Genomic DNA, 11824 nt, shown 5'->3' on the forward strand with positions numbered 1-11824 from the left:
GATCATGCGGCGGCGATTGTTCACGTGTATCACCGCCGCGCTGCGACGGGTCGGGAAACCGGCCGACGAGGGAGCCGCCACCGCCGAGTTTGCGGTGGTGCTCCCCGCCGTCGTGGCCGTGGCGCTGCTGCTGATGTGCCTTGCGCGCACGGTCGTCGTGTCGATGGACTGTCAGGACGCGGCCGCCGCGGCCGCGCGCGAGTTGGTCGTTGCCGGTGACGATGCCGATCCGTACGGCATGGCTCGCGCGGTCGCCGGCGACGACGTGTCCGTGTCGGTTGCTCGGAACGGCGATCTTGCGACCGTGACCGTGCAGTGTCCGGTCGTCCCCGACCCGATCGGCGTGCTGCCGACCAACGTGACCGGCAAGGCGACGGGAGTGCTGTCATGACATCGATGATGGTGCCCTGGTGCGGAGGCTGCTCGTCGCTGCTGTATGCGCCGGATGGCGTGTCTTTGGCTCGACGGGTTCATGCGGTACTGCCTGCGCGGGCAATGACGTTGTGCCGCATGCCATGCGTGCGAACCGTTTCGCGTGGCCGTTTGCGCAGTCGCTTGCGCGGGCGGTTGCAGGGTCTGTTGCGCGGGCGGTTGCAGGACTCTCTGCATCATTGGCTGCGCGGCGCGGATGCTGGTTCGGGCACGGTCGCCGGCGTGATGCTGATCCTGCTGGTTGCGGTGATGCTCAGCGTGGTCGCCGCGGCCGGCAATCTGCTGGTGTGCCAGACGCGGGCCCGTTCCGCCGCCGATCTTGCGGCGCTGTCGGCGGCGGTCGCATTGCGCGACGGTGTCGACGATCCATGTGGCGTCGCGTCGACCGTCGTCTTCTCGTTTGCGCGTGAATTCGCCGGTTCCGGTCTGGGCTCCGGTGATGCGATGCGTCTCGATGACTGCGTGATTGACGGCGAAGACATGCAAGTGATCGTCGCCGTCGCTACGCAGGTCCCCTTCGCGCCGCACGTAGAGCGATCCTCCCGCGCCGGCCCTGTCGAATGCGCGTGATGCCGCCCGTTCCACGCCAGAAAGGTGATTTATGTATTACAATAATGGAATCGGCGTGAAACGGTCGGCGTTCAAACACGGCGTCCCGTTGGAGGACTCGATGTATGTGGTGGAGCACTACATGAGGGAGTCTCCCTTGCAGGAAGATCCTCCGAAAGAGCTGCTCTTGGGATTCACTCAGCACGGGGTGGCGTTGGAGGTGATACTGCTTTACGATGACGGGCGTTGGTGGCTGATTCATTCCATGCCGGTGCGCAAGAAGTACCACAGAATGTTGGAAGGAGGAGCGCGATGGTTTACTACCACCACGGTGTACCGATTTATGAGGACTCTGATTTTCCACCTGAAGTGGCCGCTCGGTTTCAAAAGGCAGTAGAGGAAGCTGAGCGCGGCTACGATGTTGAATTTTTGGAACAGCAGCTTAAGGAAGGCAAAGGATGGGCGCGAGATCCCACTCCACAGGAGCGCAAGTGGATCCGCCAGCTGCGTCGCGGCCGCCCGCTGAAGATCGGACGGGAACGCGCCAGCAAGATCATGCAGTTCCGCATCGACCCGGACGGGGAGCGCCGCGTGAAGCAGTACGCGCAGGAGCACGGCATGAAAACGTCCGAGGCGATCCGCGCGCTGATTGACAAGGGGCTCGCCGCAAGCTGATCCTCATTGCCGTGTGCGGCACGTCGGGGTCGGAGCGGGATTGGCGGCGCCAAGAGCCGCGCTGTCGCTGGAAGTCGGGGGATGCCGACATCGTGCAGGCGGCTGCATCGCGGACGACGATGCGGTGAGAGTTGTCGGAATACGCCACTGGCATATATGCCGTGGGTTGGTTTATGGTGACGGTATGAGCGAAGAACGAACCGTACCCCGCCAGACGCCGCCCACCGTGGTCGCGATGATCGGCAATCCGGTGTCCGACAAGGGCAAGGGCGCCAAAATCGACGCGCAGGTCATGGCGTTGCTGGAGGAATCCGGCGAACGCTATGACTTCGACGTGATCGATCTGACCGGCACGAGCTTCGACGATTCGCTGAACCGCGCTCGCGAACGGCGCGACGACTACACACATCTGGTTGTGGTCGGCGGCGACGGCATGATCGCGCTCGGCGCGAACGCCGTCGGCTGCAGCGGCAAGCCGCTCGGCATCGTGGCGACCGGATCGGGCAACGACTTCGCGCGCGGACTCGACCTGCCGGTCAACCGCATCGCAACCGCGGTGGAGGGCATCGTCGGCGCGATCGTGCGCGGCAGCCACATCGACGTGGACATGGGACGTGTCACGTCCCTGCCCGGCGGCTACGCGGTCGACGCGGCCACCGGCAACCTGCTTGGTGCCCCGGACGATCGGACGACCGGCGCGGTATCGCAACCGAACGCTGATCTGCCGCCGATCGACCGCTTCTACGGCGGCATGCTCAACTGCGGTCTGGACGCGAGCATCAACGATCGCGCCAATCATTCGCGGCTGCCCGGCGGCTCCCTGCGCTACTTCGCCGCCGTGCTCGTCGAAGTCACGCATCTCAAGCAATACGGGTATCACGTCAAGGCCACGCTCGCCGACGGCAGCGTCGAGGAACGCGACATCATCACCCCGATGGTCACCGTCGCCAACTCGCGGCACATCGGCGGCGGACTCGAAGTCTCGCCATACTCGCGCTTCGCGGACGGCCTGCTCGACCTGATCTGGATCGACCACATGCCGAACGCGCTCGAAATCGCGGACGCGATCTCCAAGGGCTACAACGGCCGTCTGCTCGCCTCGCACATCTTCGGATGGAAGCGCGTGCGCGACGTCGAAATCACGCGCGCCGCGGAAGGCGCCGAACCGCCCGTGCTCATGGCCGACGGCGAGTACATCGGCCATCTGCCGGTCCGCGTCGCCGCGCAGGACCGCGCCCTGCGTGTGCTCGTGCCGCCGGCGGTCGCCCGCGCGCATGCCGAGGACGACGGCAGCCGTACGCTCGCCGCGATCGAACGCGACGGCCGTGACCCGGTCACCGGCGAGTTCCTCGCGTAACGTGCGAAGCCAGCCGCAACGATCACGAGTGCGAAGCGCGAGGCGCCTCCGCGTGCACGACAGTGCCGCGTGTGCGTTACGGAGAGTCGCCACGCGTATGCCCGGATGCAGGGCCCGGTGACGACGCTCCGAAGTCAGAACCGGTAGTACCGCCGCGCGTTCGCGACGAACATCGCGTCGCGTTCGGCCGCGCTCAGCGTTTCGACGCAGCGCGCGAACCCGTGGATGATGTCCGCGTACGTGCCGTGCAGCTTGTCGACGGGGAAGTTCGACGCAAACATCGTGCGGTTCACGCCGAACGAGTCGAGCACGGTGTACACGGCCGGCTTGATGCTCTCCAGCGTCCAGCGATGGTCCATCGACGCGAGACCGGAGATCTTGACCACGCAGTTGCCGCGCTTGCCGAGTTCGCGCAAGCCGTCGCGCCACAGCTTCCAGCCGGCGAAGTCGCGGTCGGCCCACATGCCCGCGTGGTTGAGGATGAACAGCGTGTCCGGATGCGCGTCGATCACTTCGCACGCGCGGCCGAACTGCGTCGGGTAGAGCTGCATGTCGAAGCTCATGCCGTACTTGCCGAGCAGGCCGAGCCCGGCCAGCCATTGCGGGTCGTCCATGTACGGCTTGTCGACGTAGTGGTAGAGCGGATGGGAGTGCATGTTGAGGTTTTGGCGGAAGCCGCGCACGTTCGCATACGCGGCTTCGTGCTCGAGCGTCGCTTCGATGTCGGGCGAGCTCAGGTCGCCGCCGGCGACGATCATGATCGGCCAACCGGACTCGTCGCTCATGCGCTGCACGGCGTCGACCTCGGCGACCGGATCGGCCGCGTTCGCCTGCACGTGCACCGCGCCGACCAGTTCGATCGGCGTGCCGTCGGTTTCCGCGCGCAGATAGGACGCCACGTAGTCGCCCGCGTCGAACAGCGGATCCCACGGGCCTTCGAACGTGAGTGCCTTTGACCGGTTGAACCACGGGTACAGGCTGGTTTGCATCAGATGGACGTGCGTGTCGATGAACGGCCGCGGCTCGTCGCGCTGCGCGTCGGTTTCCGGGATGATCGTGGCCAGTCGGTCGATGACGATTTCGCTCATGCTGTCTCCTTTGACAGTGGTGCGGATGACAATAATGGCCGTTTGGCCCGCCGTGGAACGTCGGTACGCGGCGGGCCAAACGGTTGTTGCGGAATCGGATCAGAGCACGGAACGGGTGTCGTTCTCGTACGAGTTGCGGCCCTGGCCGGTCGCGGCCGTGGTGCCGCCGTCGACCGGCACGACGAGGCCGGTCAGGTACGAGGCGTCGTCGGAAGCGAGGAACAGCGCGATGCCGGCGCAATCCTCGGCGCGGCCCGTGCGGCCGAGCGCCACGCGGTCGGTGTACGGCTTGACGCGCTCCGGATCGGTCCACACCTCCTTGTTGATGTCGGTCTGGATGAAGCCGGGCGCGAACGCGTTCACGCGCACGCCCTTGGCGCCGTAGTCGAGCGCCACGCAGCGCACGAAGCCGTTCATCGCGTGCTTGGTCGAGTTGTAGGCGGTCTGGCCCCAGTCGCCACGCAGGCCGGAGACGGACGTGTCGACGACGATGTTGCCGTGCGACTTGATCAGGTGCGGCAACGCCTCCTTGGTCAGGTAGAACAGGCCGTCGAGATTGACGGAGAACAGCTTGTGCCAGACTTCGTCGGACACGTTTTCGATTTCGCCGCCCTCGAAGATGCCGGCGTTGGAGACGACGACGTCGAGATGGCCGAATTCGTCGACGACGGACCGCACGAGTTCGGCGACCTGCTCGTGGCTGGACACGTCGGTGATGTGCGTGTGACCGCGCTCGTAGCCGGCGACGGTCTCGTCCAGCGGGGCCTGCTTGCGGCCGACGGCGACGACGGTCGCGCCGTTGTCGAGGAACGCGCGCGTGATCGCGCGGCCGATGCCGGTGCCGCCGCCCGTGACGATGACGACCTTGCCTTCGAAATGGTACGTGTTGCTGGTCATATACGAAGCTCCTTTGGCGCAGACGACGGTAATGCGACGGAGGCGGCGGATGCGCATGGCGGCCTCGCGTCGACCCCACTATAGGCACCAGTTCACCACACATGGAACGCCGTCCCACATATGGGGACGGCGTTCCATCAGCGGTAGCGTTGGGGACAACCACCAATTCCGCGACGGAGAGGAACCACCATGACGTTGGCGCCATCACTGAAGCTGCCCACGATCACCGCCATCCGCGCCTACTCGATGGGCGGGGCCGCGGCCAAGGTCCACGGCCAGGGCGGCGGCGACTACCACGACCAAGGCCACGACCACTGGATCGACGACCACATCGCCACCCCGATGAGCAAGTACGACGAATACAAACAGTCCCGCCAGTCGTTCGGCATCAACGTGCTCGGCACGCTCGTCGTCGAAGTCGAGGCGTCCGATGGCACCACCGGCTTCGCGGTGTCCACCGCGGGCAATCCGGGCTGCTTCATCGTCGAGCATCATCTCTCCCGCTTCGTCGAAGGCAAGCGCGTCGACCAGATCAAGCTCATCCACGACCAGATGCTCAACTCCACGCTGTTCTACTCCGGTGGCGGCGGCGTGGTCATCAACACCATCTCCTGCGTCGATCTCGCATTGTGGGACCTGTACGGCAAGGTGCTGCACCTGCCGGTCTACAAGCTGCTCGGCGGTGCCGTGCGCGACACGATCCATTTCTACGCGACCGGCGCGCGGCCCGACCTCGCGCAACAGATGGGCTTCATCGGCGGCAAGATGCCGACCCACTGGGGTCCGGCCGACGACGACGACGGCATCGCCAAGGACATCGCCATGCTCGCCGACATGCGCGAGCGCGTCGGCGACGACTTCTGGCTCATGTTCGATTGCTGGATGAGCCAGACCGTCAACTACGCGACCAAGCTCGCGCACGCGGCCGCGCCGTACAAGCTCAAGTGGATCGAGGAATGTTTCCCGCCGAACCAGATCGAGTCGTACCGCCAGCTCAAGAAGAACATGCCCGCGGGCATGCTCATGACCACCGGCGAACACACCGGCACGATCGAAGGGTTCAAGGAACTGTCCGACGCGGGCGTCGACATCCTGCAGCCCGACGTCGGTTGGTGCGGCGGCGTGACGTCGCTGTGCGAGATCGCTGCGATCGCCAAGTCGCGCGGTCAGCTGGTCGTGCCGCACGGATCGTCCGTCTACTCGCACCACGCGGTGATCACGTTCACGAACACGCCGTTCAGCGAGTTCCTGATGACCTCGCCGCACGCCGACAGCCTGCGCCCGCAGTTCGACCCGATCCTCGTCGGCGAGCCCGTGCCGGAAGGCGGCATCATGACCGCCGAACAGCTCGACAAGCCCGGCTTCGGCGTCGAACTCAACCGCGACTGCCCGCTCGAGCGCCCGTTCCAGCACTGATTGTTCTTCCGCCCTCGGCCCCCTCGGCTGAGGGGGCTGTCGGCGAAGCCGACTGGGGGAGCGTACACTCGATCACTTTGATGGAAATCGAAGGTGTTTGGGCGCCCTCCGGTCGACTTTGCCATGCCAGCCTCCTCCCCAGAGAGGACCCGTCTTCGCAAAAGGAGCGTTGCATGACTTCCGTACCCCTGCCACACAATCCGTTCAAGGCGGCGCTCAAGGCCGCCGCGGCCGCCGCGAATCCCGCCGACCGCCCGCAGCTCAAAGGCCTGTGGATCGCGATGGGATCGCCCACGTCCGTCGAAATCGCCGCCGAAATCGGCTACGACTGGCTGCTCATCGACGGCGAGCACGGTCCGAACGACCTGACCACCATCCTTGCGCAGCTGCGCGCCTGCCACGGCTACCCGACCACGCCGATCGTGCGTCCGGCCGCCGCCGATCCGGTGCTCATCAAGCAGGTGCTCGACCTCGGCGCGCAGACGCTGCTCGTGCCGATGGTCAACACGCGCGAGGAGGCCGAACTCATGGTTCGCGCGGTCGAATACGCGCCGTCCGGCATCCGCGGCGTCGGCGGCGTGATCGCGCGCTCCGGCCGATGGGGATTGATCTCGGACTACATGGTCACCGCGCGCGACGAAATCTGCTTGATCGTTCAGGTCGAGTCGCGCGAGGCGCTCGAGAACATCGACGAGATTGCGTCTGTGGACGGCATCGACGGCATCTTCATCGGGCCGGCCGATCTGTCCGCTTCGCTCGGCCACCCGGACGACGCCGGCGCGATCCAGGACGAGATCCGCCACGCGTTCGACGTGATCGCCGGCCACGGCAAGGCGATCGGCTCGCTCGCGTTCGACCCGGCCACCGCGCGCAAATACTTCGAGTGGGGCGCGTCGTTCGTCGCCGTCGCCGGCGACACCGACGTCTACGTGCGCGGCCTCGCCGCCGAACTCGCCCAGTACTGATCTCCTCTTCTCGGCTCCCCTTGTCAGGGGAGCTGGCGGCGAAGCCGACTGAGGGGTAGCCAAGAAGGCTGAACCCTCCTGTGCCATGCCGTGCCATGCGTCCTTGCACTGACGAGGGGAGTCAAGAGAATGAACGGTATGACCCGAACCGATGAACCCGCCGTCCCCGGCGCGCAGACCCTGATCAACGGCATCGTCGTGCTCAGGGCCGTCGCCGCCGGGTCGTGCACGCTCGCCGACCTGACCGCGGCGACCGGCCTGTCGCGCAGCACCACGCATCGCCTCGTGCAGGCGCTGCGCGCCGAACGCATGCTGCGCGACACGGTCGAGGGCACACTCGCCCTCGGCCCGGCGCTCATCGAACTCGGCTTCCAGGCGCGCGAGGACATCTCCGTCCCCGCCGTCGCGCGCCCGTACCTGCTCGACCTGTCCGACGAAACGCGCGACACGATCCACCTTGCCGCGGAGGACAACGGCGAAACCCTCTATCTTGACAAGGTTCGCGGCAATCGCAACATTGAAATCCGTTCGTGGCCGGGCTGCCGCATGCCGCTGACCTACACCGGCATCGGCAAGGCGCTGCTGCTCGACCGCCCCGACCGCTGGGAGCGGCAGTATCTCGACGACCGCGCGCGCATGGAACGCCAGCCCGAACACGACTATTCCGGCGCGGCCGCGTTCGCGCGCGCGATGGGCCGCTACGCGCGGCAGGGATTCGCGTTCGACTTGGAGGAGAACGAACCCGGTGTGCGCTGCATCGCCGCGCCCGTGCACGACGCCAGCGGCGCAATCGTATGCGCCATCTCCGTTTCCAGCTTCAAAACGTTCATGCCCACCGACCGCATGCGCCAGCTCGGCCCGCTCGTGCGCGACACCGCCGATGCCATCTCCCGCGACCTTGGATGGAACGGTCGGTGAACGTAGTTATTTCGTCGCGATTGTTATGTTGTTGTGCCAGCGGATAATGCAGCGCCATAGTCCAACTGCGGAGATGACTGTCAAAACCGATAGTGGGACAATCGCTCCGGCTGTAGGGAAACCCATGAGTCCGACGGTGATATTTGCTGCGATGCTTATGAACATGAACATGCTCAAAAAGATCAGACGAACGATTTCCCATGCCGCTGAAATCCTGCTGCATAGAGTATTCCGGAGAATAACTACGGATACGATCTGCAGGCAGCTTATCGCCGTAATTTCCCAAAACAATCCTGGAGCGGCGAGTCGACCGGTTTCCGGGAACATTCCGACGATCGTTCTGATGCCTCGGGGCAATACAATAAACTCCCAATATAGAAGAATTGCATCAACAATAACAACGGCAATTATGGTGAGTTTCTTTCTCATAATATTTTCCTTGTTGAAGGTATATAATTAGTGGCGACTCGTCCGGTTCGGATGTGGAACACTGATTTTTCTGCCCATGGATTTAAGTTGTCTAAAGTCGTGGCTGAAGTTTCATTCACTGCAGGTCTCCAACCATTGTTGTAAATGGCATCGGAGCAGTATGTTTTAGTGATTCTTCCAGCAAGATCCCACCAGAAGCAAACCTGGATGATTCTTTTTCCCTGATAGACATTTCCTGCCGCCAATGCGAAACCGGTAAAAAAATAGATAGAGCTGTTCAGTCGAATATGCGTAGCTGGTTCCCCAATTCGTGCGAGTTGATTGAGTATTACCATAGGTGGATCCGACAGGTTGGTCTTTCCCCGTCATTGGGAAGGACTCTGTGGTGAATTCAATCTCCGAAGCGGGTAAATAATAGTTGCCAATTTGGACTCCTTCATCCGCGTATGCAGGAGCGGCGCAATTCCACAGCATGAGGCTTAGCAATAGCAAGCCAATGGTGCACTTCTTCATCGGATTTCCCTTCGTGTTCGTTGAAGTATCTGTTCTGAACGATAATTGGGATAATTGGGATAACATGAGAAAGAGCAGAACCACCCACCTATGTGGTGCTACTAATAATACCATTCGATATTTTTTTTTAGCAAGGGGTCGATACCGGTACCTCGACCGGTATTGACCCCTACATGCCACAATGCGTAGAACTGGTCGGCGTTGAAGTAATGATTGTGAACGCGTAACTGCAGTTTAGGGGCATTTGAGAAGGGTCGGGAAGTATCGTTGTCATAAATGCAAGGGTTGGCTGGCATAAGGCCGACGTTGGTTGAGCGATGAAGCTGGAGGGAGGGACGATGCGCGCGATCGAGTTCAACGACGGATGGTCGTACCGGCATCTCGGCGCGGCGGACGAGCCGTTCGTGCCGGTGACGCTGCCGCACGATGCGATGCTGTCCGAGCCGCGCACGCCCGTCGCCGAAAGCGGCATCAACTCGGGCTGGTTCGAGGGGCGCGACTACGAGTACGTGCGCCGGTTCACGCCGGGGGAGGACTTGGCCGGACGCACGATGATCCTCGAGTTCGAAGGCGTGTACCACGATGCCGAAGTGTGGATCGACGGGCGGCAGGTCGCGTTTCGCCCGTACGGATACACGGATTTTTCCGTCGACGTGAGCGATGCGCTGACGGCCGGACGCGAACATGAGATCCGCGTGATCGCGCGCAACGCCGACCAGCCGAACTCGCGCTGGTATTCGGGCGCCGGCATCTACCGGCCGGTCACGCTATGGGTCGCGCCGCGCGACCACATCAAGCTCAATGGCGTCACCGTGCGCACGCTGTCGATCGGTTCGTCCGGTTCGTCGGGCGGCGCACCCGCCCGCGTACAATTCCTTGTCGAAACCACCGCCCCAGGCACGGTCACCGTGGATATAGCGCCCGGGGAAATCACCAAAGAGCTGACGGAGTCTCGGCCCCCTCGACTAAAGAGGCTGGCATGGCACAGCCGTGACCGGGGGAGTGTCAGACCCATTACCAGTTCCGATGCGATTTCCGTCGAAGGGAAAGCCTCCGTCACGCTCGACATTCCCAACCCGCGCCTGTGGTCGCCGGACGAGCCGAACCTGTACGCGGCGCGCATCCGCTACGAATCGGCGCGCACCAACCCGGACGGCGCGCGCGACACGGACGAAACCACCGTCACGTTCGGCATCCGCACGCTCGCATGGGGCTCGGAAGGTTTCAAGATCAGCGGCAAACGCGTCCTCATCCAAGGCGCGTGCATTCACCATGACAACGGCGTGCTCGGCGCCTGTGCCTACCCGGACGCGGAGGAACGCAAGCTCGCGCTGCTCAAACGCGCCGGTTACAACGCGATCCGCTCCGCGCACAACCCGTGCTCGAAAGCCCTGCTCGACGCAGCCGACCGGCTCGGCATGCTCGTCATGGACGAATACATCGACCACTGGTACATCCACAAAACGCGCCACGACTACGTCGACCATTTCAGCCAATGGTGGCGGCAGGACCTCGCCGACATGGTCGCCAAGGATCGCAACCATCCCAGCGTCGTCATGTACTCCACCGGCAACGAGGTCGGCGAAACCGCGCACCATCGCGGCATCGCGATCGCCGGTGCCATGACCCGCAGACTGCACGCGCTCGACCCGACACGGCCCGTCACCTGCGGCATCAACATCTTCTTCAACCTGCTCAGCGCGATCCGGCTCGGCCAATACTCCGACCGCAAGGCCGAACGCGAGGCGCAACGTGCGGCCAACCTGCGCAAGGCATTCGAGCAGACCGGCCGACTATTGCCCAACACGGTGTCGCATCATGCCATCGGCAGCGAATTCTTCAACCAGCTGGCCGGGCGACTCGGCGCGGACTTCATGAAAACGATGGCGTCCCTGCCGCCGTGCGACTGGGCCACGCGCGGCGCGTTCGCCAACATGGACATCGCCGGCTACAACTACGGCATCAACCGCTACGGCCACGACCTTCGCAAATATCCGCGCAGAATCATCCTCGGCACGGAAACGTTCTGTGCCGACGCGTACCGGTTCCGCGAATACGCGAAAACGCACCCGCGCGTGATCGGCGACTTCGTGTGGGCCGGCATGGACTACATGGGCGAAACCGGCATCGGCTCGTGGGAATACGAGGACTACGCGCCCTTGCGCATCGGCTACGGGTGGCTCACCGCAGGCTCCGGCCGCCTCGACCTGACCGGCCGGCCACTCGGCGAGGCGTACTACACGCGCGTCGCGCTCGAAGCCGACCGAGGCCCGTACATCGCCGTGCAGCCGGTCAACCACACCGACGACAAACATTCGCCGAGCGCATGGAAAATGACGAACGCGATCCGCTCGTGGAGCTGGAACGGCTGCGACGGCCGCCTCGCGCATGTCGAAGTGTACGCGCGCGCCGCCGCGGTCGCGCTGTTCGTCAATGGTCGCGAAGTCGGGCGCAAAACGCTGCACGGCGAGTGCATCGCACGATTCATGTGCGCGTATCGGCCGGGCGTGATCGAAGCGGTAGCATACGACGCCACCGGACACGACATCGGTCGCGACCGGCTGCACAGCGCCACCGACCACACC

Annotated in this window: 12 protein-coding genes; 8 read left to right on the top strand and 4 right to left on the bottom strand. The window is 63.9% G+C overall.

From position 1 onward, the window contains the following. Positions 1–16: 16 nt before the first annotated feature. From KIH79_RS08870 to KIH79_RS08885, 4 genes are all read left to right on the top strand, one after another. Positions 17–391: a TadE family type IV pilus minor pilin gene (locus KIH79_RS08870; RefSeq protein WP_236023754.1), complete on the top strand. Its 375-nt coding sequence runs from the start codon at positions 17–19 to the stop codon at positions 389–391. Further along, the gene (locus KIH79_RS08875) at positions 388–1002 is read left to right on the top strand and encodes an Rv3654c family TadE-like protein (protein ID WP_236023755.1); all 615 of its coding nucleotides are present in this window, start codon (positions 388–390) and stop codon (positions 1000–1002) included. The genes KIH79_RS08870 and KIH79_RS08875 overlap by 4 nt, the downstream gene beginning before the upstream one ends. A 291-nt stretch (positions 1003–1293) precedes the next feature. Next, positions 1294–1656, top strand: coding sequence for a hypothetical protein (locus tag KIH79_RS08880; RefSeq protein WP_219059056.1), 363 nt, complete (start codon positions 1294–1296; stop codon positions 1654–1656). A 184-nt stretch (positions 1657–1840) separates the two neighbouring features. Continuing rightward, on the top strand, positions 1841–3013 hold the full coding sequence (locus tag KIH79_RS08885; protein WP_219059057.1) for a diacylglycerol/lipid kinase family protein: 1173 nt from the start codon (positions 1841–1843) through the stop codon (positions 3011–3013). 134 nt (positions 3014–3147) lie between these two features. On the opposite strand, the gene KIH79_RS08890 is transcribed toward KIH79_RS08885, so the two are convergent. Both KIH79_RS08890 and budC read right to left on the bottom strand, forming a co-directional pair. Further along, positions 3148–4101: an amidohydrolase family protein gene (locus KIH79_RS08890; protein ID WP_219059058.1), complete on the bottom strand. Its 954-nt coding sequence runs from the start codon at positions 4099–4101 to the stop codon at positions 3148–3150. Between the two features lie 99 nt (positions 4102–4200). Continuing rightward, positions 4201–4998 carry a meso-2,3-butanediol dehydrogenase gene (gene budC, locus KIH79_RS08895; RefSeq protein ID WP_219059059.1) on the bottom strand — a complete coding sequence of 266 codons (798 nt, stop codon included), beginning with the start codon at positions 4996–4998 and terminating at the stop codon, positions 4201–4203. Between the two features lie 189 nt (positions 4999–5187). Between budC and rhmD the strand changes: the two genes are divergently transcribed. The 3 genes from rhmD (at position 5188) to KIH79_RS08910 (ending at position 8297) form a co-directional block, all read left to right on the top strand. Beyond that, entirely contained in the window at positions 5188–6414 is a 1227-nt protein-coding gene (rhmD, locus tag KIH79_RS08900) for an L-rhamnonate dehydratase (protein WP_219059060.1), read from the top strand. Between the two features lie 173 nt (positions 6415–6587). After that, positions 6588–7379: an HpcH/HpaI aldolase family protein gene (locus KIH79_RS08905; protein WP_219059061.1), complete on the top strand. Its 792-nt coding sequence runs from the start codon at positions 6588–6590 to the stop codon at positions 7377–7379. A gap of 138 nt (positions 7380–7517) precedes the next feature. After that, positions 7518–8297 carry an IclR family transcriptional regulator gene (locus KIH79_RS08910; RefSeq protein WP_219059062.1) on the top strand — a complete coding sequence of 260 codons (780 nt, stop codon included), beginning with the start codon at positions 7518–7520 and terminating at the stop codon, positions 8295–8297. A 6-nt stretch (positions 8298–8303) separates the two neighbouring features. On the opposite strand, the gene KIH79_RS08915 is transcribed toward KIH79_RS08910, so the two are convergent. Together KIH79_RS08915 and KIH79_RS08920 are read right to left on the bottom strand one after the other, a co-directional pair. Continuing rightward, a complete protein-coding gene (locus KIH79_RS08915) occupies positions 8304–8726 on the bottom strand; it encodes a hypothetical protein (RefSeq protein WP_219059063.1) in 423 nt (140 codons plus the stop codon). A gap of 165 nt (positions 8727–8891) precedes the next feature. Next, complete coding sequence (locus tag KIH79_RS08920) at positions 8892–9239, bottom strand: hypothetical protein (protein ID WP_219059064.1); 348 nt, start codon at positions 9237–9239, stop codon at positions 8892–8894. A 338-nt stretch (positions 9240–9577) separates the two neighbouring features. Between KIH79_RS08920 and KIH79_RS08925 the strand changes: the two genes are divergently transcribed. Continuing rightward, positions 9578–11824 (top strand): glycoside hydrolase family 2 protein (locus tag KIH79_RS08925; RefSeq protein ID WP_219059065.1); only part of this gene is annotated, 2247 nt, incomplete at its 3' end.

It is taken from the genome of Bifidobacterium miconis, assembly GCF_019331735.1.
In the GTDB taxonomy this organism is placed as follows: Bacteria; Actinomycetota; Actinomycetes; order Actinomycetales; family Bifidobacteriaceae; genus Bifidobacterium; species Bifidobacterium miconis.

Coding starts and splice junctions, on each gene's coding strand:
- KIH79_RS08920 (WP_219059064.1), bottom strand. CDS start 9,239: ATGAAGAAGTGCACCATTGGCTTGCTATTGCTAAGCCTCATGCTGTGG.
- KIH79_RS08910 (WP_219059062.1), top strand. CDS start 7,518: ATGACCCGAACCGATGAACCCGCCGTCCCCGGCGCGCAGACCCTGATC.
- budC (WP_219059059.1), bottom strand. CDS start 4,998: ATGACCAGCAACACGTACCATTTCGAAGGCAAGGTCGTCATCGTCACG.
- KIH79_RS08880 (WP_219059056.1), top strand. CDS start 1,294: ATGGTTTACTACCACCACGGTGTACCGATTTATGAGGACTCTGATTTT.
- KIH79_RS08885 (WP_219059057.1), top strand. CDS start 1,841: ATGAGCGAAGAACGAACCGTACCCCGCCAGACGCCGCCCACCGTGGTC.
- KIH79_RS08915 (WP_219059063.1), bottom strand. CDS start 8,726: ATGAGAAAGAAACTCACCATAATTGCCGTTGTTATTGTTGATGCAATT.
- KIH79_RS08875 (WP_236023755.1), top strand. CDS start 388: ATGACATCGATGATGGTGCCCTGGTGCGGAGGCTGCTCGTCGCTGCTG.
- rhmD (WP_219059060.1), top strand. CDS start 5,188: ATGACGTTGGCGCCATCACTGAAGCTGCCCACGATCACCGCCATCCGC.
- KIH79_RS08890 (WP_219059058.1), bottom strand. CDS start 4,101: ATGAGCGAAATCGTCATCGACCGACTGGCCACGATCATCCCGGAAACC.
- KIH79_RS08905 (WP_219059061.1), top strand. CDS start 6,588: ATGACTTCCGTACCCCTGCCACACAATCCGTTCAAGGCGGCGCTCAAG.